Origin of the sequence: Bifidobacterium sp. SO1 (assembly GCF_018555335.1) — a bacterium.
GTDB classification, from domain to species: Bacteria; Actinomycetota; Actinomycetes; order Actinomycetales; family Bifidobacteriaceae; genus Bifidobacterium; species Bifidobacterium simiiventris.
In genome coordinates, this window is sequence record NZ_JAFEJR010000016.1 from 1 (window position 1) to 26634 (window position 26634).

General features: G+C 64.5%; 22 protein-coding genes and 1 tRNA gene. 6 read left to right on the forward strand and 17 right to left on the reverse strand.

Annotated elements, in window-relative coordinates:
- The first annotated feature begins 163 nt into the window (after positions 1-163).
- Complete coding sequence (locus JS541_RS11335) at positions 164-592, forward strand: metallopeptidase family protein (RefSeq protein ID WP_214374622.1); 429 nt, start codon at positions 164-166, stop codon at positions 590-592.
- A gap of 18 nt (positions 593-610) precedes the next feature.
- Here the strand turns inward: JS541_RS11335 and JS541_RS11340 are convergent, their stop codons facing one another.
- From JS541_RS11340 to JS541_RS11350, 3 genes are read right to left on the reverse strand one after another with little or no spacing between them, the layout of a single operon-like run.
- Entirely contained in the window at positions 611-2137 is a 1527-nt protein-coding gene (locus JS541_RS11340; protein ID WP_214374623.1) for a DUF5719 family protein, read from the reverse strand.
- Complete coding sequence (locus tag JS541_RS11345; RefSeq protein ID WP_214374624.1) at positions 2134-5256, reverse strand: glycosyltransferase family 2 protein; 3123 nt, start codon at positions 5254-5256, stop codon at positions 2134-2136. The genes JS541_RS11340 and JS541_RS11345 overlap by 4 nt, the downstream gene beginning before the upstream one ends.
- A 35-nt stretch (positions 5257-5291) precedes the next feature.
- Positions 5292-5591: a WhiB family transcriptional regulator gene (locus JS541_RS11350; RefSeq protein WP_214374625.1), complete on the reverse strand. Its 300-nt coding sequence runs from the start codon at positions 5589-5591 to the stop codon at positions 5292-5294.
- Between the two features lie 349 nt (positions 5592-5940).
- On the opposite strand from JS541_RS11350, the gene JS541_RS11355 reads away from it, so the two are divergent.
- The 3 genes from JS541_RS11355 (at position 5941) to JS541_RS11365 (ending at position 9830) form a co-directional block, all read left to right on the forward strand.
- Entirely contained in the window at positions 5941-7461 is a 1521-nt protein-coding gene (locus JS541_RS11355) for an LCP family protein (RefSeq protein WP_214374626.1), read from the forward strand.
- Positions 7462-7582: 121 nt separating this feature from the next.
- Positions 7583-9478, forward strand: a complete 1896-nt coding sequence (locus tag JS541_RS11360; RefSeq protein WP_236036799.1) for an FtsK/SpoIIIE domain-containing protein — start codon at positions 7583-7585, stop codon at positions 9476-9478.
- 76 nt (positions 9479-9554) lie between these two features.
- A complete protein-coding gene (locus JS541_RS11365) occupies positions 9555-9830 on the forward strand; it encodes a WhiB family transcriptional regulator (protein ID WP_214374627.1) in 276 nt (91 codons plus the stop codon).
- Between the two features lie 165 nt (positions 9831-9995).
- Here JS541_RS11365 and JS541_RS11370 read toward each other — a convergent pair whose 3' ends face one another.
- Positions 9996-11483 carry a PAS domain-containing sensor histidine kinase gene (locus JS541_RS11370; RefSeq protein WP_214374628.1) on the reverse strand — a complete coding sequence of 496 codons (1488 nt, stop codon included), beginning with the start codon at positions 11481-11483 and terminating at the stop codon, positions 9996-9998.
- Positions 11484-11709: 226 nt separating this feature from the next.
- Between JS541_RS11370 and JS541_RS11375 the strand changes: the two genes are divergently transcribed.
- Positions 11710-12615 (forward strand): hemolysin III family protein, encoded by a 906-nt coding sequence (locus tag JS541_RS11375; RefSeq protein WP_214374629.1) that lies wholly within the window; start codon positions 11710-11712, stop codon positions 12613-12615.
- Between the two features lie 123 nt (positions 12616-12738).
- On the opposite strand, the gene greA is transcribed toward JS541_RS11375, so the two are convergent.
- The 10 genes from greA to JS541_RS11425 all read right to left on the reverse strand — a co-directional run bounded on the left by greA (position 12739) and on the right by JS541_RS11425 (position 20645).
- Entirely contained in the window at positions 12739-13218 is a 480-nt protein-coding gene (gene greA, locus JS541_RS11380; RefSeq protein ID WP_214374630.1) for a transcription elongation factor GreA, read from the reverse strand.
- 124 nt (positions 13219-13342) lie between these two features.
- Entirely contained in the window at positions 13343-13744 is a 402-nt protein-coding gene (locus JS541_RS11385) for an FKBP-type peptidyl-prolyl cis-trans isomerase (protein ID WP_214374631.1), read from the reverse strand.
- A 72-nt stretch (positions 13745-13816) separates the two neighbouring features.
- Entirely contained in the window at positions 13817-15274 is a 1458-nt protein-coding gene (locus JS541_RS11390) for an L-serine ammonia-lyase (protein WP_214374632.1), read from the reverse strand.
- A 75-nt stretch (positions 15275-15349) separates the two neighbouring features.
- The gene (locus JS541_RS11395) at positions 15350-15916 is read right to left on the reverse strand and encodes a 4-hydroxybenzoate polyprenyltransferase (protein ID WP_214374633.1); all 567 of its coding nucleotides are present in this window, start codon (positions 15914-15916) and stop codon (positions 15350-15352) included.
- A gap of 101 nt (positions 15917-16017) precedes the next feature.
- A tRNA-Leu gene (locus tag JS541_RS11400) sits at positions 16018-16096 on the reverse strand.
- A 76-nt stretch (positions 16097-16172) separates the two neighbouring features.
- Positions 16173-17186 (reverse strand): Ppx/GppA phosphatase family protein, encoded by a 1014-nt coding sequence (locus JS541_RS11405; protein ID WP_214374634.1) that lies wholly within the window; start codon positions 17184-17186, stop codon positions 16173-16175.
- Between the two features lie 62 nt (positions 17187-17248).
- Positions 17249-17782 (reverse strand): DUF501 domain-containing protein, encoded by a 534-nt coding sequence (locus tag JS541_RS11410; protein WP_214374672.1) that lies wholly within the window; start codon positions 17780-17782, stop codon positions 17249-17251.
- A 77-nt stretch (positions 17783-17859) separates the two neighbouring features.
- A complete protein-coding gene (locus tag JS541_RS11415) occupies positions 17860-18528 on the reverse strand; it encodes a septum formation initiator family protein (RefSeq protein ID WP_214374635.1) in 669 nt (222 codons plus the stop codon).
- Between the two features lie 102 nt (positions 18529-18630).
- Entirely contained in the window at positions 18631-19929 is a 1299-nt protein-coding gene (eno, locus tag JS541_RS11420; RefSeq protein WP_163230630.1) for a phosphopyruvate hydratase, read from the reverse strand.
- Between the two features lie 242 nt (positions 19930-20171).
- Positions 20172-20645, reverse strand: coding sequence for a GNAT family N-acetyltransferase (locus JS541_RS11425; RefSeq protein ID WP_214374673.1), 474 nt, complete (start codon positions 20643-20645; stop codon positions 20172-20174).
- A gap of 193 nt (positions 20646-20838) precedes the next feature.
- Between JS541_RS11425 and JS541_RS11430 the strand changes: the two genes are divergently transcribed.
- Complete coding sequence (locus JS541_RS11430) at positions 20839-21903, forward strand: hypothetical protein (RefSeq protein WP_214374636.1); 1065 nt, start codon at positions 20839-20841, stop codon at positions 21901-21903.
- A gap of 94 nt (positions 21904-21997) precedes the next feature.
- Here JS541_RS11430 and JS541_RS11435 read toward each other — a convergent pair whose 3' ends face one another.
- From JS541_RS11435 to pth, 3 genes are all read right to left on the reverse strand, one after another.
- Positions 21998-22324 (reverse strand): hypothetical protein, encoded by a 327-nt coding sequence (locus JS541_RS11435; protein WP_214374637.1) that lies wholly within the window; start codon positions 22322-22324, stop codon positions 21998-22000.
- A 152-nt stretch (positions 22325-22476) separates the two neighbouring features.
- Positions 22477-26037, reverse strand: coding sequence for a transcription-repair coupling factor (gene mfd / locus JS541_RS11440; RefSeq protein WP_214374638.1), 3561 nt, complete (start codon positions 26035-26037; stop codon positions 22477-22479).
- Positions 26027-26626: an aminoacyl-tRNA hydrolase gene (gene pth, locus JS541_RS11445; RefSeq protein ID WP_214374639.1), complete on the reverse strand. Its 600-nt coding sequence runs from the start codon at positions 26624-26626 to the stop codon at positions 26027-26029. Before pth ends, mfd begins: the two co-directional genes overlap by 11 nt.
- Between the last annotated feature and the right edge of the window lie 8 nt (positions 26627-26634).

Here is a 26634-nt window from a genome sequence, read left to right on the forward strand (position 1 = left end):
TTTGGATGACCTGCCGTTCCTCTTCCGACAGGTGCGAATACACTTGACCCAAGGTGCAACATCCTTTCACTGGTTATCTAGACAATCTCCAATCTAAAGGGTGTTGCACTTTCATTTAGACAGCGGGCGCCGCTTGCCGCCGCCTGGGCCTATGGTGGTAGGCATGATCGAAGCTCCTTGGAACGCCCGCGTGTATCGCAATCGTCACGGCCGCGGCACACGCACGCCGATGTTCGGTACCCGTCTGCCCAGATATCGCACGCGCAGCGGTATGTTCGACGATATGGTGGCCGCGCAGATCCGTCGGCTGAACGGCGCATGGCCGCAACTGATCAAGCCGGTGCAGTTCGCCGTGGAGGACGTGCCGCCGTCACAGCCGGCCCCGTGGGAGCCGGAACCGAATCTGAACTCGCAGTATTTTCCTGCGGCGCACGGCGTGCCGACCCGCATCGTGCTGTATCGGATGCCGATTCAGTCCGTGGCGCGAAGCCGTATGGACATGCAGCTGATCATCCGCGACGAGCTGGTGGGACGCATCGCAGATCTCTACGGCCGCCGTCCCGAGGAGATCGACCCGGACTGGGGGCTGTGACCGGCGCGCCCCGGACCGTTATCTGACGATGGACGGATCCTGGTCGACACGGATCGTCTCGCGCAGCTCGTCCAACGGCGTCGACGGCAGATAGGCGACGCCGGCGAGTGACGCGTCATCGAGCGCGTTCCGGCTGAGGGATACACCCCAGTGAAGTTCTCCGGATGAGCGGTCGACACGCACTGCGACGGCGTCAGGGAACGTCTGCATGATGTCGAGCCGCTTCGCCGTGTTCGCGTCAAGCGCAAGCTCTTCCTGGCCGATGAGCGTGCCATGGCTGTCGTACGCCTTGACGACGGCTTTCGCATCCGCGGAGCCGACGTTGACGAACGTGGCCTCATCCTCGAACCCGTCGGGAATGGCCACGGCCGAGGACTCGTACGCTGCGGACGCGTTCTCCATGGCGAAGTCCTCCTGGCCGTTCTCACCGTTGCGGACGATCCGAGCACTGGCGTATATGGCCTTGTCGGCAACGGCGACCAGAGCCATGGCATCCTTGGGAGCCCGACCCGCGTCGATCACCGCCACAGTCCCTGCTGTGAGCCGCTCGTCCGACACGGATACCAATCCCTTGCTGGTAACCCATGACAGGCGAACGGCGCTGTCCGTCCTGCCGAAGGCGATCAGATCGACATGGTCGCCTTCAGTCACGGAGGGCATGACCGACGTGGCGGACGCATCTGCCAGCGGTGTCACATACTCTGAGCCGTGAGAGGTCAGCCCGTCCATCGATACCGTGCGGACGACCGCGGCGATGGGACTTTGCCGACTCGAGACGGATACGTACAGACCGTTCTGCCCGGGGACGGCGGCCGACAGGTCGATCGTCGTCTCGCCGTTCGCCCGCACCGTGACGCTTTCGCCGGTGGACAGCGTCAGCTTGCCGGCACCCGAAGTACCCCAGGCCTCCACCTGCACGGCGGTGGCCTTGCTGGACGGGTTCGCGATAACCAGCTGCTGCGTCGTGCCCGTGGCCGTGCCGGACAGCAGGAACTGATGGCTGAGCGACATGCCTACGCATGATGCTGCCGATATGCCTTTGAGATCGCCGGTCGTGGCCCATGAAGCAACCGACGAAGCGGTACCGGTGCCGCTCTTCGATTCGAGCAGCCGTGTGCGCAGCACGGTCGCCGCCTGGTCGACGTCGCCGGATGTGGTGAGGACGTCGGACTGCCCGTCCGAGACCAACGATGTCGTGTCGCCGGTTGCGGCAAGCGACCCGACCGAGGACTGGTAGACGGATCCGAATGCGGCGTAACGCGCCGACGACGCGATGTTGCCGGACGAGATCCTGAACTGACTGTCTCCGAACTCGCCGGTGTCCGCCAGACTCATGCGGGCCGGACAGTACGACGACAGCTGCAACTGGCTGACCTGCTGCGACGACTGGGATCCGAAGCCTGCCGTGTCGTCCACGATGCCGGAGAACGGCCGCAGCACGACCGAGGCCGCGAACAACGATATGACGATCAGCGCGCTGGTCGTGGCCGCGGCGATGGTCAGTCCGGTGCGTGCCGCACGATGGCGCGGTGCCTGTCCGCTCATGATTCCTCCCCCGCGTAACGATAGGTGCGATGCGGCAACGCCACCAGGCAGTACAGCACGATTACCACGCCCATGCACGCCAGCCATGCATACCGCCAATAACTCGACTGTGTGCGTTGCTGCCAGGAGGTGTCGATGTTCTGCTGATCCGCGCTGTTGATGGTCAGTCGGTAATAGGTGCCGTTGGCCGCGGCAACGACCGATTGGGTGCCGTCCGATGCGGTGACGTTGCTGACCAGCCTCTGGGCGGCGCTGTCGGTGTCGTCTGCGGGATCCACGGCCACGAAGATTCCACCGAATCCGAGCGTGCTGATGTCGCGGATGGACTGCGCGTCGGCTCCGGCCAGCAGACGCGCCACCGACCGCGACAACACGGCATCGGCGCGCTGCGACGTCTCGTCGGTGGTCGAGAACGCCAGACGTATGCGGCGCACGGGCGAACTGTCGATGAGATCGCCGCGTTCGGAACGCATCACGGTGAACGCCACATCGTTGTTCGAGGTGGCGTGGATCGCCAGTACACGATGATCCTCGCCTTGCGCGAGATAGTCGACCGCGACCATCGGCAATCCCGAATCGGAGACGGCCACGCTGCGTCGATCGGTGACGGACAGTCCGACCCAGCCGGTCACGGCCACGCACACGGTCAATCCCATGATCAGCAGCACCCGTCCGATACGGACAAACGCCGAAGTCCGCCCCACAACAGGCGCGCCGTCGCTCTTCGAGGTCCCGTCGGCGGACTGGACAACGGTACGTAACGGCACGAAGCGCTTGACCGCAGCACCGGCGACCAGACAGACGCAGGAGAGCAGGCCGAGCATCATCATCATGAATCCCGGAACCGGGGATGCCGCCACGTCAGCACCCGTATCCGAGGCGACGACGATGCGCGTGCAGCACAGTGCGAGCGCCGCGCCGGTCAACCCCGTCACCCACATCAGGCGGGACGCACGCAACGCGAACGGCAACGCCAGGGACAGTACGGCGAGCGCCACGATGACGGCCAGCACCAAGAACATCGCGATGGCTCGCAGCGTGCCGATGCCATCGAGCGCGAATACCCGCATAACCACGTCGATCATGGTCGCGGACCGCGGCCCGCCCTCGATGTTCAGACGAGGCACCGTCACGCTGCCGAACAACTGGCGCCACATGCCTTCGGAGGAGTACTTGATCGCGTTGACCAGCGTCGGGGACACGACGAACGCCGCCGGCACCGGCATAAGGAGCAGCATGACGCGATGGCGGCGAACGAACAGCACGAACACCAGAAAACTGGCGATCAGAGGGAGCAGCAACTGCGGCTGCGATGCGACGACCGGGATGAAGCACAGCGATGCCAGTGCCGAAGACTGCATGGAGCGGTGCGGGTGCAGCTGGTCTTCGGTGCGGTACATGCCGACCGCGCGGAACGCGAACGCGAACGCCGCAGGCATGAACACCATGACCGTGAGCATGGGCAGGTCAGCGGTATCGAATAGGCCCGCCGCAAGCGCCAGAGCCACCCACAGCAGGCCGCCCGCGACACGCACGCCGTTCGATCTGGTGAAAATGCCGGCAAGCGCCCAGAACGAGATCGCGGCCAGCGGCGCGGCCAGCAGGAAGATCATCGTCAGCGCGGCAGCCGGATGGCCGATCGTGACCACCGACGCGGCAAGCCATACGAGCAGCCACGGTGCGGGGGGCGCCGGTATGCCGGTTCCCGTACCGAACACCCACGGCGTGGTTGCCGCCTGCGCCAATTGGCTGAAGCTGGCCGAGGTGGGCAGCAGCTGCGCGGAGTACAGGGACGTGCCGGAGACGAAGGCCCCCACGATCACGGTGTGGTACGGGATCACGACGGCGAGCAGCGCGATCAGCATCATGCATGAGGCCAGTCCCCACCGCCGTATGCGGCGACGGCGCAGATGGGCGCGTGCCAGAGGACTGAGCAGCACGGTATTGTGCTGATCCTCCAGTGCCTGGGCTCGGTCTTTCCATTGGTTCATCTGCTGACGGTTGACGCTGAGCGCGGACAAGCGGGTCATCGGCACGTTGCTGTGCCGGGCCACGAGGCGTCGCGCGCGTATCGCACCGGGCAGCGAGATCAGCGCCCGCCCGGGCAGGCATAGTTCGCATCCGGCACGGTACGGCTGTTTGGACAGCAGCTGCATGAGAGAGACCGCAAAGGCGCGCAGCAGCAGCCACAGCCATAGCAGCGGCCACCAGAGCATGCGGATGTCGGTATACCGGTACCGTTGCCCGGCACTGATCACGGCCATCGTGGAATGCAGCCGTTCACCGTCGGCCACGGCCTCGCCGCCGCGCGTGCGCACGCCTTCGTAGCGGGCGCGCCGGTGGGCGATGCGTGCGGCGGGGACGACGACGACGCGGCCGCCGTCAAGACAGATGCGACGGCAGAAGTCAGCTGATTCTCCGTAGGTGGTGAACCACCGGTTGACGCCTTCGACTTCGTGCAGGGTGCGCACCGGCAGCAGCGCGCCGGCAAGCGACACCGCGAACACATCCTGCCGGTTGTCGTACTGTTCCTGGTCTTCCTCGCCGTCCACGACCAACGATTCGAGTCGGTGCCGACTGGCATACAGGCCTACGTCGTGCAGGTCGTTCGCCTGCCAGTCCAACTGTTTCGCACCCAGCAGCGATGTCGTCGGATTGTTGCGCCACGCGTCGGCGAGCGACGCGAGGCAAGTATCGTCCGCAGGCCTCGAATCGTCGTGCAGCATCCACCATGCGCGCACTGTCGCCGGCAGCCCAGCGGCGGTCATGCCCTTGGTCGCGGCGTCGCCGAATGATGTCGCCCCTTTGACCGGGACCACGCGGATCTCGACGCTCTTGCTTTCGGGAACCGCACGCAGCGGTCCCGCGGATGACGGGATAACCTCGAATCTGGCCACGACCGGTTCGCTGCGGCCGGTGCAGTCCGCGACGACGATCACCGCAGGCAGCATGCTTTGCCGCAGCACGGCCTTCATGGTGTCAGGGAAGAATCGCAGATCGCGTTCCACGGTGATCACCGCGGCGATGGCGGGGTTCACGTCCTGCCGGTGGGTATAGGGCCGCCTGGCCAGCAGCGTGGAGATCGTCTGCTGGAGTTCGTTGCTGCCTGTGGGATTCATAGACTCAAGTGTACGCATGGATGCGGAGGCCCGGCTCATGCCTGCTCCCTGTGCTCCTTCTTGTACCGACGGCGTTCGCGCTCGCTCATGCCGCCCCAGATGCCGAACCGTTCATCGTGCTCGATGGCCCATCTCAGGCATTGCTCCCGTACCTCGCATTGCGCGCACACGCGCTTGGCGTCACGGGTGGAGCCGCCTTTTTCCGGGAAGAACGCCTCGGGATCGGTCTGGGAACACAGCGCCTTGTGCTGCCACGACAGATCCTCTTCGGTATGGAACAGCCCCCATAGTTGCCGTAGCGGTTCTTCGGAGGAATCCTCGACGACACCCCACATTCGTCTTCCTCCTTACCGATGCACTTATGCTGTCAACCGTTAAATTACACACATGCGACTTGTGTTTTGTCAAATCCCTTATCATGGGAACCGTGTCATTACCGTCGATTTCACCGGAGGTGTGATACATAGGGTCAGCCGGTTCGCATGAGCGCACGCCCGGAGCCCGCACCGCGCGGTTCGGCCGTATCGAACAGGCCGCGGAACGGTCAGACGGGAACCGTTGCCGTTATCGTGGTGATGCGTATGTGCCGTTCCTGCGCAGGATCGCCGCGGCTGCGGCCCGGTTCGCGGGTTCCTGTGCGACAGTGACATGAGACAGTAACGAAGGCTATGGAGGCGAGATTCCATGATCGACGGCAACGGAGGTATGCATCAGGCGACACCGCCCAGCTTCACCCCAGCCGGTTCCAGAAGACGGCCGTCGCAGGATCGCGTGCAGCCGTCCGCGCAACCATCGGACCAGGTTCCGTCCGACGCGGGCGCCGCCGGCACGCAGCATCCCGCGATTCCGCCGTCCTTCTCGCCGTCCTCGGCAAAACGCCGGTCCGCCGCACGGCCGACCGGCGCAGCTGCCGTGCCGCCGTCTGCGACCGTACGGAGAACGTCCGCTCCTGCGCAGCCCGAGAGCGTCGTTCCGGTCTCGGCAGCGGCGGAACAGCCCCACAGCTTCTCCCCTGCCGTACCGCGTCAGCCGCGGCGTTCGGCGTCCGGCTCGCGCGTCTCGACGGTGGCGTCGCATGTGTCCGCGGCACCGTCCAGGGTTCCGCAGACGCAGCCGCGCACGCCGATGATGCCGGCCGCACCGTCCGTCATGGGCAAGGGCACCGGCGCGTCCCGGCGCCTCACGGAACGGCACATCGGACGGCTGCCACAAGGGCCTGGCACAGGTGTGACGAGGGCCAAGCGCCGGCTGCATGCCGGGCGGATCGTCTTCGGCGTGTTCGCGGTGCTGCTGGCGGCATTGGTGCTGTTGGTGTTCGGCGCATGGAATTGGGTCGACGGACGGATCGGCCGCGACCAGTGGCTGACTTCCATGGCCGATTCGTCCGGTGCGACGAGTTGGCTGCTCGTCGGTTCCGACAAGCGCGACAACACCGAGGGCGTCGTCGGTTCGGACGATGCGACGGTAACCGGATTCCGCACCGACACGCTGCTGGTACTCACCAAGCCGAAGAACGGCCCGAGCTCTCTGATCTCGATCCCTCGCGATTCGTTGGTCGAGGTCGAAGGCCAGTACATGAAGATCAATTCGGTGGCCCAGGTATACGGCAACAAGGCGTTGACCGGCGAAGTCGAACAGATCACCGGGCAGAAGATTGACCACGTGGCCGAGATCCAGTTCGGCGGTCTGAAGAACGTGGTGGATGCCGTGGGCGGTGTGAACCTGTGTTATGACCAGGACGTCGACGACGGCTATTCGGGACTTCAATGGCAGGCCGGATGCCATGACGCGGACGGTACGACGGCGCTTGCGTTCTCGCGTATGCGCTATTCGGACGCACAGGGTGATTTCGGCCGTGCGGCGCGGCAGCGTCAGGTCATCGCCGCGGTGATGAAGAAGGCGCTCAGCGCCGGCACGCTGCTCAATCCGGCGAAGGTCATGGCACTGGCGAACGCCGGACTGTCGTCGATCACGGTGGATGAGAGCACCGATCCCGCCACGTTGGCCGCCATGGCCTTGGCGTTCCGCGATGCGACGGGGTCCGGCGGCGTGACCGGCAGCCTGTACTGGTCCAATCCCGATTATTACGTCGACGGGGTCGGATCCTCTGTGCTGCTGGACGATTCCGCGAATCTCGAATTGTTCTCCCAACTCGCCTCGGGCAAGCATGCCACCGGCGAGGTGGGTACACTCGCGGAAAGCTGATTGTCGGCGTGTCGCCCTGCGGAGCCGTTGCCGCGTAAGGCGACACGCCGCACGATAAGCGTTCGACCACATCACCTGTTTCGGCTTGCGCGCGCCCGTGCAATGAAGCCAGACTCGAATCATGGGCACATCATCCACGCACATCGCATCGAAGCGACGGTCCGGTCTCCGTCATGGCCGTCGTCTCGCGCTGATCGCAGCGACGGCGCCGATCGCAGCCCAGATGATGATGCTCGTGGCGATGCTGGCGGAACGCCGTTGGCTGTTCGCCATGATGGTCGTGCCGGGAATCATCGGATGCGCCGCGTCGGCGGCGCTGTCATCGGTCAGAACCGATGCGGTCGCGGAAGACGACGCGAAGACGCCCAGTCACATATCCCCCGATGTCCACGACGACGGATGCGTCTTCCCCGAACGATGCCCGTCATGGGAGTCTCTGGCATTGCCATTCGCGCACGAGGAGCCGGCGCTGTGGCGGCACATCGTGCGCGTATGGCTGCAAGGTGGCGAGTCTCGTCATCATGCGCTTCGCGCGACCGTCGGCGTCCGGACGGACGGCCCGTTCGAGATCGATCTCGTCGGCCAGGGCCCGCACGCGCTGGTGGCGGGCACGACCGGCTCAGGCAAATCCGTGCTGTTGCAGACCTGGTGCATCGCGTTGGCATGCCGGTATCCCGCCGACCGGCTGAACTTCGTATTCCTTGATTTCAAGGGCGGTTCGGCGTTCAACGGACTTGCCCGTCTGCCCCATGTGGTGGGCAACGTGTGCGATCTCGACCTCAGCCATGCCGTGCGGGCCCTGGAGTCCATCGAGGGCGAACTGCGCAGACGGGAGCGGCTGGTGGCCGAGCGGCGCGTCGGGGATGTCCGGCAGCTGCGTGATCCGCCGCCGAGGCTGCTGATCGTCGTGGACGAGTTTCACGCACTGCGCAGCCAACTGCCCGATTCCGTGGATCGGCTGGTGCGTATCGCCTCGTTAGGCAGGTCGCTAGGCATGCATCTGGTGGCGTGCACGCAGCATCCGTCGGGTCAGGTGAGCGCCGACATGAAGGCGAACATCGCGATCGGCATCTGTCTGCGGGTGCGTGACGCCATGCAGTCGCGTGAACTCGTCGGTTCGGATGCCGCGGCGTCCATCAGCCCCTCATTGCCGGGGGCGGCGTACTGCCACGACGGGGAGCGGCTCGCGCCATTCCTGTGCGCGCAGGTCTCGGACATGGATTCGATCGTCAGGGCCATAGGGGTCGCGCACCGCTTCCGGGGAACGGCCATGCCCCGGCGATTGTTCAGCGCGCCACTGCCACGGTCGGTGTATGTATCCGCCGAGGATACGCCATGCGTCGTCGTGTCGGAATCAGGCCATCGTCTGGTCGGGTTCGGCCTGTCCGATGACGGCGTCACGCTCGGCACCGCGCGGATACGCATCGCCGACGGCAACGTCGCGATCATCGGCCAGCACGGGCGCGGCAAGTCGACGCTGATCCGTCTACTGCTCGAAGCGCTGCGGAATGAACCGCACATGCAGCTGGTGTTCAGCCGGGCGGAACACGGCGGGATGATCCGCAAGATCGTGCACCGGACTCAGTCTGAAACGCCGACCATATTGGAACCGTTCGCCTCGCACAAGACGACTTCGGGCACACGGCAAGACGTGGATGGCCCTCCCGCATGCCCTCACACGGTATGGTTGGCGGACGATGCCGACCCACTGTTCGACCCGATCGGCTCGCATCCCCTGCGCGACGAGTTTCACCGTGCGCTGCTCAGTCCGGATATGACGGTCGTGTTCGCCGTCGGCACATCGCGTCATGTCCGGGTTCCCGAGCATTGCGCGACGCGCATCGTGTTCCCGACCGCGGATCGGCCGACAGACTTGATGAACGGCATTCCGCCCGAGGTCCTCGGCCGGTTCACACCGGAGGATTTCGACACGGCCGGGCGGGCCGTGCTGCTCGAGCGGGGACGGGCCAGTCCCGTCCAGTGCTTTCTTTTACGCTCCGTTGGCGAAAGCTCTTGAAAAGTCGCCGATTTCGTGGTTACCTGTGTAATGGATTTTTACAACGGGCCCGCGGGGCCTCAAGGAAGGCAAGACAATGAGCAGTGCTTTTGACTGGCGCGCCAAGGCTGCGTGCCGCGACAAGGATCCGGAGCTGTTCTTTCCGGTAGGCAACACGGGGGCGGCATATCAGCAGATCGAGGAGGCCAAGGCCGTGTGCCGCACCTGCAAGGTGATCGACGCGTGTCTCAAGTGCGCGCTGGAGACCAATCAGGATTACGGCGTGTGGGGCGGTCTGAGCGAGGACGAGCGCCGCGCCCTGAAGCGTCGTGCGATGCGCGCCCGCCGTTCTCAGGCGTTGCAGAACCTCTGACGCATTCGCAGACTCACCGGGAAGGCCCCGGCAGCATCACCGCTGCCGGGGCCTTCCCATGTTCACGTGCATTCGAAACGGGCCGGCGTCGTTTCCGCGTGGCGATTTTGTCTTGGCCGGGCTGCGCCCGTCAGAACGAAACCGCCATGCGCCCGTTCGAACCGCCTATTCTTCCTGGGCCGCGCGCAGTCTCATTTCGAGCACCACGCGCGTGCCGCCCTCGCGGCGCGGCTCCCAGCGCACGCTGCCGCCGAAGTCGTTGGTGACGAACGTGTTGATGATCTGCGTGCCGAGACCCGAACCGGAGGAGCGCGCCATGCCATGGCTCTCCTCGTTGGCCAAACCCGATCCGTCATCCTCGACCACCACGTTGAGGTTCGCACCCGAACGGCCCACGGAGATCACGATGTGGCCTTCCTTGCGTCCCTCGAAGCCGTGCTCCACCGCGTTGGTGATGAGCTCGGTGAGCACAAGAGACAGCGGCGTGGCGTCCTGTGCGGGCATCATGCCGAACTGGCCGACGTATTCGATGTTGATGTGTTGGTCGCGCATCGTAGCCAGATCGACGCTCATCTTGAGCAGGTTGGAGATCACCTTGTCGAAGTCGACGATCTCGTCGGCGGTCTGGCTCAGTCCCTCGTGCACCATCGCGATGGTCTGCACGCGGCGCTGAGCCTCCTCCAGCTCCTTCTTGACCTCCTCCGACTTGGTCTTGCGCGCCTGAAGACGCAGCAGCGCGGAGACGGCCTGCAGGTTGTTCTTGACGCGATGGTGGATCTCGGAAATCGTCGCGTCCTTGGTCTGCAGCTCCTGCTCACGGCGGCGCAGCTCGGTCACATCGCGGCACAGCACGATGGCGCCGGTGCGTCCGTTCGCATCGAACAGCGGCATGGAGCGCATGGACACGGCGGAGTTGTTCGCGTTGAGTTCGGAGTCCACGGCTGCTTTGCCGCTCAGAACCAGCGGCAGGGATTCGGGCAGCGGGTCGTTCTCGTGCAGCAGCTGGGTGCCGACCTCGCTCAGCAGCTTGCCCTGCATCGGGTCGAGCGAGCCGAGACGGCGGAAGCAGCTGATCGCGTTCGGCGAGGCGTAGCGCACCACGCCATCGGCCGCCAGCACGATGAAGCCGTCGGCCACGCGCGCGTTGTGGCGCTGGCTCATCACCGAATCCATGTACGGGAACTGCCCGCGCGGGATCATCTCGTAAAGCTGCTTGCCGGCGTTGATGCTTTCGGACTCGTTGCGGCCGTTGGATTCGCGAGTCGCCATGTTCGTCTCGCGCACCACCAGGCCGAGCGTCTTGCCGTTGTGGTGTACCGGCGCGTATACGTTGCACACCGTGGACTTGCCGACGTTGCGCAGCACGGTGGAACGGAATACCACGGCCGAACGCATCGCCGCGTCGAGTTCGCCGATCATGTCTTCGGGCACCGGTTTGCCGACCACATCCTCGGCGCGCAGCGTCGCCACTGTGGATGGGCGGCACTGTTCGGCCACCACGTATTCGCCGTTGCCGTTCTGCAGGATGAGCAGCAGGTCGGCGAAGCTCAGGTCGGCGATGACCTGCCAGTCGGCCACCAGATGATGCAGCCATTCACGGTCGGTGCTGTCGAAATCGGGCCGCGTTGCGAGTACTTGTGTGAAATCTGCCATGCTGTCCATCATACGCAATGCCGTACCGTTGCGTCCGCCGCAAAATCGTATGCGCAGGTCGGGCGAACCGGCATCGTTGACCATCAGACAGGGACTGGAGCACCGTTCCCACCCCGCGTTTCTTGACAAATATTTAAGTTACGTTAACGTAGGTTACGTTAGCGTAGGTTAAGATGATAGTGACCGCCGACCGGACGTGCCGGCGAACGTCGATAGGGAGGAAACGATGGCAGTCTCCGAGGACGAGGTCGCACGCAAGCGCGCGGCGATACAGGCGGCGCGCGACGCCGCGACCGAGGCGAGGGAGGCGGCGCTCAAAGCCAAGGCCGATGCGGTACGAGTCAGGGCCCATGCCAGAGCGGAACGCATCCGCCGTCGCGGCGAGGAGCATGCGCTGTCCGTGATCGCCAAGGCGGAGGCCCGCGCGGCGCGGCTCGAGGGCATCTCCCCCGCCGAGGTCGAACGCAAGATCCGTCTCGACGTGCATGGTCGTCCGAAGCCGCTGCTGCGCGGCTGGATCCATGCAGTGGCGGCACCGCTCGCACTGGCCGCGGGCATCGTGCTGATCTGCCTCGCCCAAGGGGCCGGCCTCAAATGGGCGTGCGCGGTGTTCATGGTCTGCTCGCTGGTGCTGTTCACCAATTCGGCGGCCTATCATCTGGGAGACTGGTCCCCACGCGTCACCGACGTGCTGCGCCGCATCGACCATATGAACATCTTCCTGCTCATCGCCGGCACGTATACGCCCGTCTCGTTCGCGCTCGAGCCGCGCTGGCGCAACGCGATCATCGCCGGCATGTGGATCTGCACACTGGTGGCGCTCGTCATCCACGTGATCTGGATCGGGGCGCCCCGCTGGCTGTACGTGATCGTGTACATCGTGTTCGGTGTGTCCGGAGTGGCGTTCATGAGCCTGTTCTGGACCTCGCCGTATGCGGGGCCGACCGTGGTGATCCTGCTGGCTGCGGGTGGCGCATGCTATATCGCCGGCGCGATCGTCTACGGGCTACGCAAGCCCGACCCGTGGCCGCGCGTGTTCGGCTTCCATGAGATCTTCCACACCGGCACCGTCGCCGGATACGCGTGTCACATGGTCGCCATTTACATGGTGATCGTCAGCCTGTGGCATTAATGCATAGTTGAACGACCAATGACATATCCGCGTGCGATTACGCACCGATATGCGAATGTCCTGTTCCCCGCATCCTGACAATGCGTGCAACAGGACATTCGCATATCTCAAGTCCGGCCAAGCCTACTCGAGCGGCTTGGCTTCCTTAACGGTCACGCTGATCGTGCGGCCGTTGGGGGCCTGGTAGCTGACGGTGTCGCCGGCCTTGGCGCCCATGATAGCCTTGCCGATCGGAGAGTCCTCGCTCAGCACGTCGTATTCGGTGACGGACGCCATGTCGCGCGCGCCGAGCACGTACGTCATCTCGTTGCCGGCGAGCTCAATGGTCACCAGCGAGCCGTTGCCGACGATGCCGGCCTTCGGAGCCTCGACGATCTTCGCGTTGCGCAGCTTGACAGTCAGCTCGTTGATACGTCCCTCGTTCTTGCTCTGCTCCTCACGGGCGGCTTGATAGCCGCCGTTCTCGGACAGATCGCCTTCGGCACGGGCCGCGGCGATGCGCTTGGTGATCTCGTCGCGATACTGACCCTCGCGGTAGGCGAGCTCGTCCTTCAGCTTGTCGTAGGCATCCTGCGTGAGCGGGACGACTTTCTCTTCAGCCATGTTGTCCTCCTTGGTCAAAGTCTGTCAACGATGTTGTATGGTACGAAAAAAGCGCCGACTTGCGCCGGCGCGTCCACGTTTCGGGCAAAACGCGATCGGACCGGACACAGTGCCGGCCCGGATGTCAGCGGGTCGAAATGATGTCGATCACGAACACGAGCGTGTCGCCGCCGCCGATGCCGGCCTGCGGGACGCCGCGCGAGCCGTAGCCGTACTCCGGCGGGATGGAGACGACCAGGCGGGAGCCGACGTTGTGGCCCGGCACGGTCTGATCCCAACCCTTGATGACCTGGCCGACGCCGATGCCGAAGCTGGCCGGCTGGTGACGGTCGAAGCTCGAATCGAACGGCTCGGACTTGCCCCAGACGACACCGTGGTAGTTCACGGTCACGGTGTCGCCACGACGTACCATCGGGCCGTCGCCTTCGACCAGTTCCACGGCCTTGAGTCCGGCCGGAGCCTCGCCTTCGAACTCGATGACCGGAGCGGCGCCGAATTCGGCGTTGACCTTGGGCATATTCGCCATGTGTTCCTCCTTAGTGACGCACAATGTACACGAGGATACCCGCCGATGCGCGGGCACGCAACCGCAACCGGGTCAGCATTCGACTACGTTGACGGCCAAGCCGCCCTCGGACGTCTCCTTGTATTTGGCCATCATGTCCTCGCCGGTGTCCTTCATGGTCTTGATGGCCTGGTCGAGGCTGACGATGTGCGAACCGTCGCCGAGCATGGCCATGCGCACCGCATTGATGGCGGTGTTCGCAGCCATCGCGTTGCGTTCGATGCACGGGATCTGTACGAGTCCGCCCACCGGGTCGCAGGTCAGTCCCAGATTGTGTTCGATGCCGATCTCGGCCGCGTTCTCGACCTGCGCCGGCGTGCCGCCCATCACCGCGCACAGGCCGGCGGCGGCCATCGAACAGGCGACGCCCACCTCGCCCTGGCAGCCGACCTCGGCGCCGGAGATCGATGCGTTGCGCTTGAACAGATAGCCGACCGCACCGGCCGTCAGCAGGAACGTCACCACGCCGTCCTCGTTCGCGGAATCGACGAAATGCCAGTAATACTGCAGCACGGCGGGAATGATGCCGGCGGAACCGTTGGTCGGGGCGGTCACGACGCGCCCTCCTCCGGCGTTCTCCTCGGAGACGGCGAGCGCGAACAGGTCCACCCATGCGGCGTCGGACGCTTCGAGCGCGGCGTCGAGCCGATGGCTGCGTTTGAGCACGTCGCTGTTGGCGGCGAGCCGCGCGTACATTTTCGGGGCCCTGCGCGGCACGTCGAGTCCGCCGGGAAGGGTGGCAAGCTCGCTGGTGCAGCCGTTGGTCACGCAGTCACGCATGGTATTCCAGACCTTGAGCAGGTCGGCGCGCACGTCGTCGGCGGGGCGCGCGGCGGTTTCGTTGGCCCAGACGAGTTCGGCGATGGACAGGTCGTGTTCGCGGCACAGCGCGACGAGTTCGTCGCCGGTCGTGAAATCGTATGGTGCATGCGGGCCGAAATCGGTGGATGCCGATTCGTCGTCGTCAGCGAACGAGGTACCTGCCGGCGGGCGGTCATGGATGCCGATCATGAGGTCATCGGGGTGCCCTTGCCGTATGAAGCCGCCGCCGATCGAATACCAGACCTGTTCGTCGAGCAGGTTACCCGCGGCGTCGAACGCCTGAAAGCGCATGCCGTTGGGGTGCGCGGCCATGCGCTGCCAGCGTTCGAATACGATGTCCCGGTCGTAATCGAAGCCGACCGGATGACGTCCGTCGAGATTGAGCGTGCCGCCCACCTCGCATTCCTGGCGGATGGTAAGCACATGGTCGGTGTTGACGGTGGCCGGCAGCCCGCCTTCGAGTCCTGCCATGACCGCATGGTCGGTGCCGTGGCCGAGTCCGGTCAGGGCGAGGGACCCATACAGCACGACACGGATGCGAGCGACCCGGTCAAGCACGCCGGATTCGGCGAGCGAGGACGCAAACCGCTGACCGGCGACCATCGGTCCGACGGTATGCGACGAACTCGGCCCGACACCGATTTTGAACATATCGAGAATACTGAACATCAGCTGCCAGTATAGCGACGGTTTGTGTCATGCGACGCGACGCCGGGCCCGCGGCTCGACGGATGCGCATACGGATCAGGACAGCGCGGACAGCGTCATGCCGTAGATGATGCCACCAAGAACGGCGAGCACGATCGTCGCGATGCCGGCCGCGATGACCGCGGTACGTCGATTCGCCAGTTTGCCGGGCAGGATCGCGCCGAAGAAGAAGGAGACGAAGCCCGCCGCCGCGCAGTTGACACCGATGCCAAGCTTTGCAGTGCCGGTCAGAGCGATGCCTTGTGCCGGCGTGAGGACCGAGTCGATGACGGCGGGGAACACGGCGTATCCCCATGCGGCGAATCCGATCAGTCCGGCCAACGCATAGATGAACGGCAGCAATCTGGGGATGTCCAGCCGGTCGGTGAGCGATTCGACGGCCCACAGCAGCACGAATCCGACCGTGTATGCGAACGCGACGGCGAACAGGGAGGCGATGAGGAACCATGGCAGCGGCACGAACGCGCCGCCGGACATCTTCACATAGATCGGGGCGCTGATCAGCTCGCATACGCACAGCACGGCCGCGATGACGATCGCCTGCATCAGCATCGTGGGCAGCGAGTCCTTCGATTCACGGCGTACATCCAACCAACCGGCCATATCCGTTCCTTTACTCCCCGGCCACGTTCCGCAGCCGTCCGGCAACAACGCCGGCCAGTTTACCGGCCAAAAGAAAACGCCGTGTTTCCGATCGAATAAGGTGCCCCTGGCGGGACTCGAACCCGCAAGCCGAAGCGATCGATTTTAAGTCGACTGCGTATACCATTTCGCCACAGGGGCGTTGACCCGCGAACAGGCCAACCGTATTATTGTACGTCATCTTTCGGCATGTGCCGACAAGCGGCGTCCGTCATCGTCAGGCTCGTTGCGCGAGCAGTCGGCGGCCGTAGTCGAGCACGATGCCGTCGAGCAGGCCATGCTCGCTGGCGACGAACGAGTCGATCGGCTCGCCGTGGTCGGCTTCGGCCGCGGCGGACACCTTGGCGAGCACACGGTTCCATACGAGCGCGCCACCACCCACCACGTCGATGCGGCCGGGATGGATGGTCTTGTATTCGCGGCGCTCGGCACGTGTCATGCGCAGGAACCGATCGTCCACCTCGTAGGCATCCTCGTTGCGCACGCGCACGCCGTCGACCGCACGGTGATCATATTCCTTGAGACCGAGCGTGAGCGCAGTCATGGTGGTGACGGTGCCTGACACGCCGATGAGCGTGCGCGTTCTTCCGGCCGGCACAGTCCGGAACGCCTCGTCGATATGCTCATCGATGTCGGCGATCGCCTCGCCGATTTCGGCTTCGGTCGGCGGGTCGGTGTGCAAGTGACGTTCGGTCATGCGCACCGAGCCGATGTTCATCGAATATGCGGCCTGAACCTGCGTGTCGGGAGCGGTCACGCCGTCGCCGCCGAGCACGAGTTCGGTCGAACCGCCACCGAGATCGACCACGAGGAACGGGGCCGGCAGATCGCCGCGCGGCGCGACGCTGGTCGCGCCGAGGAAGCTCAGATCAGCTTCCTCCGTGCCCGGGATGACTTCGGGACGCACGCCGAGGATCCGTTCGATCCTGTCCTCGAACTCGTCGCGATTGTCCGCATCGCGCGTGGCCGAGGTGGCGACGAACCTCAGTCCATCCACCTGATGCTGGGCGAGGATCGCAGCGAATTCGGTGGCCGCCGTATAGGCACGTTCCAGTGCTTCCTCGGCGAACCGGTGCGTCTTGTCCACGTCCTGGCCGAGTCGTATCACGCGCAACGTACGCGGCACGATGTCACGCATGCCGTGTTCGTCCACCCGCGCGATCTTCAAACGGATCGAATTGGTGCCGCAGTCGATGCCGGCCACGATTACCGAACGCTGTTCGTCGTTCATCGAACATCCTCTCCTTGCATTGTCTGGTTCATGCCGTTCGGGCTTTTCGACCTTTGCCGAGCCTATTCAGCGTCCACCGCGCAACGGCATACGGCCGGGTCGAATTCGTCGGCGATGCGGGACAGGGTCATGTCGCCGATCGGGTTCGCGCCGGCGCCCATCACAAGCGTCTGCGCGAGCAGCGCATGCAGGCATTTGACGCGCACGGGCATGCCGCCCGCGCTGATGCCGGCGATGTGCTCCTCGCTGTCGCCTAACCGTTGCGCCAGTTCATGCCGAAAGGCGAGATACAGGTCATGCGCACGCCGGTAATCGGCACGCAGCTGCTCCCCCTCCTCGTCGGGCACGGCGAGCAGATCGTTGTACTCGGCCATTACGCCGTTCGCCTCCACATGGGAGACTGCCTTGACCGCTTCCGGACTGGTCAGATAGCAGGTGGTGGGGAACGGGATGCCGCCCGGAAGCACGGGGCGGGTCACGACGGCGAGCGGACGGCCGCATACGCAGCGCGCACCGACTGCGACCATGCCACGCGGATACCGTCCGAGCTGTCGTTCGACGACGGCAATGTCATGATCGGTGGCGGGGTCGTTCATGCACCGGTCGACCAGCCGCGAAGCCTGGTCGAGAATCGCCTGGTCGATGCCGTCGGCGGGGGTGTGTGCTGGATTCGTCACTGTTGCTGATCCTCCGTGGTGTGGTCGGTTTCGGTGCTTCCGGTGCCATCGGAAACGTTGTCTTGCGTGGTGCCCGAAGTGCCGTTCGCATTCTTCTGGTCATTGCCGGCAGTGGTCGCCTCATCGGCCTTCTTGTCCGCTTGTTCGAACGAATAGGCCAGTTCACTGTACCAGGGCAGCGATTTCTTGCCGGAATCCTCGTCGCCGGTATCGGTCTTGTCGTTCGGCGCGGATCCGGTGACGGCCTCCGGGTGCAGCACATGCACGACCTGTTCGCCGGGAAAGACGAAGCCGAGCTTGTCGCGAGCCTGCGCCGCGACATAGGCTTTGTCGTTCCACCGGGCGATATCGTTTTCCAGATCCTGTTTCTTTGCGATGAGCGCGGCCTCCTCACGCTTGAGACCGTTGAGTTCGGAGACGCTGATCGCATACGTGTAGAACGTCGACAGCAGCTGGATGGCCCCCAACGCGACGATGAACAGGGCGACGAAGAATACGATGGGACCGCTGCTGCGGGTTTTCGCCTTGGCCGCGGTGCGTCGCGTTCCGCGCTTCGCACTCGGCGCGGACGCACCCCGGGCCGCACGACCGTTCCGTGTGGCGCCCGATGCCGTGGTCTTACGGGTTTTGCCGGGGGATGCGCCGGGATTCGATCGTGATCTCATAGGCAATAAAAATACCCGCCGCATTCGACGGGGAATGCGGCGGGCATTGCACACTATGCGACCTTCATGAAGCGAATGGCCTTATGAAGGTTCGTCACAGGCTCACTTGGCCAAGTACTTCTTGCAGGCCTTGAACGCGCTGTAGCCGGCGTACTTCGCGGTGGAGCCGAGCTCCTCCTCGATCTCCAGCAGGCGGTTGTACTTGGCAACGCGCTCGCCACGGGCCGGGGCACCGGTCTTGATCTGGCGGGTGTTCTTGGCAACCGCGAGATCGGAGATGGTGGTGTCCGGGGTCTCGCCGGAACGGTGGGAGACCATGGAGGTGTAGCCGTTGGCCGTAGCCAGCTCGATGGCGTCGAGGGTCTCGGTGACAGTGCCGATCTGGTTGAGCTTGACCAGCAGGGAGTTGGCGGCGCCGAGCTCGATGGCCTTGGCCAGGCGAGCCGGGTTGGTCACCAGCAGGTCGTCGCCGACGAACTGCAGACGATCGCCGAGCAGCTTGGTGATGGCGGTCCAGTCTTCCCAGCCCTCTTCGTTGAACGGATCCTCGATGGAGACGATCGGGTACTCCTCGATGAGCTGCTCGTAGAAGTCGAGCATGTACTGGGAGTCGCGCTCGTCACCCTCGAAGTGGTACTTGCCGGTCTCCTTGTTGTAGAACTCGGAGGAGGCGACATCGAGGGAGATGCCGATCTGCTTGCCCGGCTCGTAGCCGGCGGCGGAGATGGCGTCCATGATGTAGTTCAGGGAGTCCTTGTTGGACTTCATCTTCGGGGCGAAGCCGCCCTCGTCGCCGAGGCCGGTGTTCAGGCCCTGCTTCTTGAGGACGTTCTTGAGGGTGTGGTAGACCTCGACGCCGGCCTGCAGGGCCTCGGAGTAGGAGTCGAAGCCGTACGGGGAGATCATGTACTCCTGGATGTCGGTCGCGAAGTCGGCGTGGGCGCCGCCGTTCATGATGTTCATGTTCGGGACCGGCAGGATGTGGCCGTTGGTGCCGCCGATGTAGCGGTACAGCGGTTCGTCGGCGGACTCGGCGGCGGCGTACAGGGCAGCCAGGGAGACACCGAGGATGGCGTTGGCGCCCAGACGGCCCTTGTTCGGGGTGCCGTCGAGCTCGATCATCAGGTCGTCGAGAGCGCGCTGGTCGGAGGCATCCATGCCGATGACCTTCGGAGCGATCTCCTCGTTGACGGCCTTGACCGCGTTCAGAACACCCTTGCCGCCGTAGACGGACTTGTCGCCATCGCGACGCTCCCAAGCCTCGGCCTCACCGGTGGAGGCACCGGACGGGACCAGACCCAGGCCGCGGGCGCCGTCTTCGGTGTCGAGGACGACCTGGACGGTCGGGTTGCCACGGGAATCGAGAATCTGACGCGCGTACACGCTTTCAATTGCTGCCACAACTACTCCTTTAACGTATAGGTTGTGATGACAGCCTTAAGAATACCGGGCTTTGTGGACGACGCGCAAGATCGCGCGACACGATTATGTGAGCGCTCACAACCTTGCGGCTCCGCCATGCCACCGGTCATCCGCCATTCACTTGCCGTTCATGTTCGCAGTCCGCATGCGGTCATGCGCCTACGTGTCACATCGCGCGGACTACGCCATCGGACGGCCTCGCCACGCGCGACGGATCCACATCACAGGATCTGTTCCATGCCGATCTTGTACGGTTTGAGTCCCATCCGCTCATAGAACGCCTGCGCTCCCGGATTGCACGACCACACGTTGAGCGTCACGTTGTAGCAGCCGGCGTCCCGCGCGAAATCGAGCACATGCCGGTACAGCGTGGTGCCGACGTGCCGACCGCGGGCCGACTCGTCCACACAGATGTCGTCGATGTACAGCGTGGTGATGTCGGTGAGGATATGACTGTGCTCGTGCCGTTCGAAGATGCAGAACGCGTAACCGTACAGCGTCGCGTCGTCGGCAGCGAACATACCGAACACCGGGGTCTCGTCGTTCGCGAGGATGCCGGCCAGTTCATCGTCCGTGTATTTGGTGACGCCGGTGTTGAACAGGTCCGGGCGGCCCCGGTGGTGGACTTCCAGCACCTCGCGCAAGAGTTTGTGCAGTTGCGGGATGTCGCGCGTCTCGGCGCGGCGGATATGCATGCCGTCCGCGGCGGGCTGCGGTTCGCCGCCGTCGATGTTTCCGACGCTCTCGTTGATCACGTCATCGGGTTCGTTGCTCATAACCGTCCAGTGTAATGCGCCGCATTACGGACGTTCGCTTCGGCACGGCGGACGGCGGACAATGGAAGACAAGAAGGACCCATACCGGGTCCCGCGGGACAAAGGAGTCGTCATGAACAGCCTGACCGCACGCTCATCGGGTATCATCCGCACCATCGCCGCGCTGACCGCGATGCTGTTGTGCACGGGACTTGCCGGCTGCGGCACACCGTCCGCCGCGACATCCACCGCGCCATCACAAACTGGCACGACCACCGGCACCACGTGCAAGGGACGCGACGAGCATGTGCAATACGACTGGCAGTGGTTCGACACGATCGATGATCTGACGGCGTCATCCGACCGGATCGTCTACGCGCGCATCGTCTCGTGCTCCGAACCGCCGGCGCAGGACGACGGATACGACACCACGATCAAGGCCGAGGTGCTCGGCGCCGCCAACGGCAACGACGCGGATCCGACGGACGGACTGCCGAAGTCCGGAGACATCATCAGCATGCACGGCTACACCGCCTCCGGGTCGGGAGCCGGCAAGCTCTCCGTCGGCGGCGAGTACGTGTTCTTCCTCTCCTACCACGACGGCACGTACGCACAGCTGACGCCCGCGCTCAGCACGTTCGAGGTGACGGACGCCGATCGGAACACGCCGACGAACATCCGCAACGTGGATGGCTCGTTCCCGCTGTCCGCGACGATCGCCGTCAAGCTCGGCATCACGGACGAGCACAAGCTGACCGTGTCCGAACCGGTCAGCGACGACGATGTCAGGCGCATGGCCGCCGTCAATCAGGCGGTCGGATTCGACGACGACATGACGCACGACGAGAATGCCGATGTGGTCAATTCGTCGAAGGCATCGTGGTGGTCGGCGGCCACCGTGGACAAGAACGGCGACACCGTGCCGCCAGCCGCGACCGCCATCATGTCGCTGACCCCGGTGCCGGTCGGCAAGTACCGGCTGACAATGGTCTGCTCCGGCACCGGCAGCTTCGACGCCGAACTGACCGTTGACGAAGCGAGCACACAACATAGGACGATCAGCTGCACGCCGGACAACGTGGCGAGCAGCACCATCGACATAACCGTCTCCGACGCCGGCGAGAAAAGCTGGATTCGCTTCACCCCGACCGACGACACCAAGGCCGCCGGAGGATTCCGCTTCGACAAGATCGGCTGAGCTCCATTGCGAGCAGTGGCGCATGACTTATCCGGTCATGCGCCACTGCTCATGTCAGACGGCGGGTCCCGTCATTCGCCCGACCCGCCGTATCCTACGACGCCAGTATCGTGAACGCCATGAATTCCGTGATCATGGTCAGAAACCACAAACCGGCCATGCCAAACGGATAACGCCAGTACGGGTGACGCAGGTTCCTGACACGCATGCATCGCCAGCACACCAGCGTCAGTATGGGGAGGAACGGAACCAGCAGGATGAGCACCAACCGTTGCGGCAGATCGATCGTCCCGTGGGTCATCGAACCAGGTGCGACCCAGATGACGAACCAGGCCAGATACAACAGCCAATCCGCATGAATCCGCGTCAACCGGACGGCCAGACGATCCACCCGCTCCATACTGCGAGATATCGGCTTCATCTCAGGTTCCTTCCCGTCGGCCGGATATACGGTCTTCCGCACGCCGGTTGCTTGACGCCGGCGGTCCTGCAATTTCGGACGGCCTTACGGCCGCGCTTCGCTGGCTCGCCTGTCGGCTCACACACCGGTCCACGAATGGCGCTGCCGTTCACCTACTTTTTCTTCGGACTCCATGCGAAGTCGTTGAGGAGGTCGCTGGTCCAGTCCATGACCATCTCGCCGCTCATGGGGCCGGAACCGAGCGAGCCGGCGAATGGGGCGGGGATCGTGTACGTGTGTGTGAGCGGACGGTACTGCGCGCCGCGGTAGATGCGGTTGATGCGCATCTGGATGGATTCGGGCGGGTCGATCTTGCCGACGCGCACGTTCTTGCCTTGCGCGATGATCTCCGAAATGCCGAGCTTGCGCGCCTTCATGCGCAGCCGCGCCACGCCGAACAGCGTCTCGAACTCCTCGGGCAGCTTGCCATAGCGGTCCGTGAGCTCTTCCGCCAGTTCGCGCAGATCGTCCTCAGTGTGGGCGGCGGCGAGCTTGCGGTACGCTTCGAGCCTGAGCTTGTCGGAATCGATGTAGTCGACCGGAATCGACGCCTCGATCGGCAGGTCGATGGTCACCGCCAGCGGTTCGACGCTAACTTCCGGCGCTTTGTACGCCTCGACGGCCTCCGAGACCATACGGATGTACAGGTCGAAGCCGACGCCTTCGATGTGCCCGGACTGTTCGTCGCCGAGCAGGTTGCCGGTGCCGCGCAGCTCCAGGTCCTTCATGGCCACGTCGAAGCCTGACCCGAGCGCCGTGTTCTGCGCGATGGTGGCGAGACGGTCGTGCGACTGCTGGGTCATCGGCTTGGCCGGATCGTACAGGAAGTACGCGTACGCGCGCTCCCTGCCGCGGCCGACGCGTCCGCGCAGCTGGTGCAATTGCGAGAGGCCGAACTTGTCGGCGTTGTCGACGATGAGCGTGTTCGCGTTCGAGATATCCAGACCGGTTTCGATGATCGTGGTGCACACGAGCACGTCGATGTCGCGATGCCAGAAGTCGCGGATGATCTGGTCGAGCTGCTTCTCCCCCATCTTGCCGTGCGCGATGCCCACGTGCGCCTCGGGCACGAGCTCGTGGATCTTCGCCGCGGTCTTCGAGATGTCCTGCACGCGGTTGTGCACGAAGAACACCTGGCCGCCGCGCAGCAGCTCGCGCCGTATGGCCGCGGTGACCTGCGCATCCTCGTATGCGCCGACGTAGGTCAGCACCGGCAGACGATCCTCGGGCGGGGTCGCGAGCGTCGACATCTCGCGGATGCCGGTCACGGCCATTTCCAGCGTGCGCGGGATAGGCGTCGCGGACAGCGACAGCACGTCCACGTTCGTGCGCAGCGCCTTGAGCGTCTCCTTGTGCTCGACGCCGAAGCGCTGCTCCTCGTCGATGATGACCAGACCGAGATCCTTGAACTTGATCTTCGGATTCAACAGCTTGTGCGTACCGATCACCACGTCGACCGCACCGGATTCGAGTCCCTCGATCGTCTCGTTGATCTCCTTGGTCGTCTGGAAGCGGCTCATCGCCGCGACCGTGACCGGGAAGCCCTCGTAGCGCTCGGAGAACGTCTCGTAATGCTGCTGGACAAGCAGCGTGGTCGGCACGAGCACGGCCACCTGTTTGCCGTCCTGGATCGCCTTGAACGCGGCGCGCACGGCGATCTCGGTCTTGCCGAAGCCGACGTCGCCGCAGATCAGACGGTCCATCGGCACCGGCTTCTCCATATCGGCCTTGACCTCGTCGATCGTTGTCAGCTGATCGGCCGTCTCCTGATACGGGAACGCATCCTCCAGCTCCTTCTGCCACGGGGTGTCGGGGCTGAACGCGAAGCCGGGCGTACGCTGGCGCGCCGAATACAGTTTGACCAGGTCCTCGGCGATCTCGTGCACGTGCTTGCGCGCCTTCGCCTTGGTTTCGGCCCAGTCGGAACCGCCGAGCTTGTTGAGCTTGGGAACCTCCGCGCCGATGTATTTGCTGATCTGGTCGAGCTGGTCGGTGGGGATGAACAGTTTGTCGGCCGGGGCGCCGCGTTTGCTCGGCGCGTATTCGATGACGAGGTATTCGCGTGTGCTTTTGTTTGCGCCGGTGCCGATCTCGCGCTGTTTCATGCCGACGAACCGGCCGATGCCGTGCTGTTCGTGCACGACGAAGTCGCCGGGCTTCAGTTCCATCAGGTCGATGGCCTTGCGACGGCGTTTCGGTGTTTTCGTTTGCCCCGCGGCGGACGAACGGCCGGTCAGGTCGCGTTCGGTGAGCAGCGCAGCCTTCGCGGCCGTGTCGACGAAGCCGTCGATGGCCTGCGAGCGGATGACGTCGAACGAGGCGATGCCGGTCTCGTTGATCGCGCGCTTCAACCGCGCGAGCGTGCCCTGCGCGGCGGCGGTGACGGTGACGTGGTATCCGGCGTCGATCAGTCCTTCGATGCCGGCGGCGGCCTTCGCCTCGTCGCCGCGGTACTCGCCGGGAGTGCGTGCGGCGAGCTGCACATGGTTCGGCATGCTCGTGTCCACGCCGAAGCTGGACAGGTTCCACACGTCGTGTTCCGAGTACGCGAGCGCGTTGACGGTATCCTCGAAGTCAAGGAAGCTGGCCTGGTCGAACGTGATCGGGGCGCCCGCGCCGTGGCCGGACGCGGCGACGTGCCAGCTGGCGGCGAGGAATTCGTTCGCGGTTTTCGCGAGGTCTTCGGCGGCGCGGCGCAGTTTTTCCGGGTCGGACAGCATGACGACCGCATGTTTGTCGAGCATGCCGGTGACCGGTTCCATGTCGTCGATGAGTGCGGGCATGAGCGATTCCATGCCTTCGACGGGGATCGCGCCTGCGATGGATTCGAGCATGTCGTCGGCGTTCGGGATCTGGCCGATGAGGCTCTTCGCACGGTCGCGCACGGCCTGGGTCAGTTGCAGTTCGCGGCAGGGCGTGGCCCAGATGATGCGGATGCCGTCGCCGTAGGTGCGCTGGTCGGAGGCGTGGAATTCACGGATCGTGTCGATTTCGTCGCCGAAGAATTCGATGCGCACCGGATGCGGCGCGGTGGGCGGAAAGACGTCGATGATGCCGCCGCGTACGGCGAATTCGCCGCGGTCCATAACGAGGTCGACGCGTGTGTATGCGTTTTCGACGAGCCGTCGGGACGCTTCGTCGAGCGGCAGTTCCTCACCTTGGGTGAACACGAGCGGTTCGACGTCGCCGAGTCCTTTGACGACCGGCTGGATGAGCGAGCGTACCGGCATGACGAGGATGCGGATGGGGCCGAACATCGGGTTCGCCGTGCTCGGATGGGTGAGCCGGCGGAAGACGGCCATGCGGCTGGCGACGGTGTCGGCGCGGGGGCTGAGCCGTTCGTGCGGCAATGTCTCCCACGCTTCGAGCTGGGCGATCTCGTTCGGGTCGCCGTCGTACCAGGAGCGCAGCGAGTCGACGGTTTCCTCGGCTTCGCGGCCCGATGCGACGACGAGCACGACCGGCTTGCGGTGCGCGACGGCCGCGGCGAGCGCCGGGCGCAGTCCTTCGGGGGCTCCGACGGTGATGATCGGGCTGGTGTTGCGGTCGGTATACGCTTCGATGTCGCCGGCGGCAAGCTTGTGGAAGGTGTCGTCGCGCTCGAGCGCGGCGAGCACGCCGGCCAGCGAACCGTTGACCAGCGCGTTGTGCGTCGCCTGAGCGTCAGCGGCCATTGAACTTCTCCTGGGTCTTCGCCAGTCCGTTGAAGATGATGTCTTCGGCGGCGTCCGCGCCGTCGGCGAGGAAGTCGGGCAGCTGCTTGCGCTGGTCGGGGCCGAATCCGCCGAGCACCCAGTTGATGGTGTTGTCATGCGCGTTCGCGCCGCGCTTGGCGTGGCCGACGCCCATGCGCACGCGCGCGTACTTGGGCGTGTTCAGCGCCTTGTCGATGGATTTGATGCCGTTGTGGCCGCCCGCGGAGCCACCGGCCTTGACCTTGATGCGGCCGAATTCCAGATCCATATCATCGTGGATGACGACGATATGGTCGGGCTGGATCTGGTAGTAGGCGCTGATGGAGGCGACCGCGTTGCCCGAATCGTTCATGTACGTCAGGGGCTTGGCGAGGAAGAACTTGACGGTGCGCCCCTGCAGGTTCATCGCGCCCTTGCCGAGCATGGCGAGTCCCTTGTGGTCGGAGAACGCGACCGACCAGCGTTCGGCGAGCACGTCGGCGGTCATGAAGCCCATGTTGTGCCGCGTGTCCTCGTACTTCTTGCCCGGGTTGCCCAGTCCCACGATCAGCCAGAAATCGGATGCCATGTCTATCC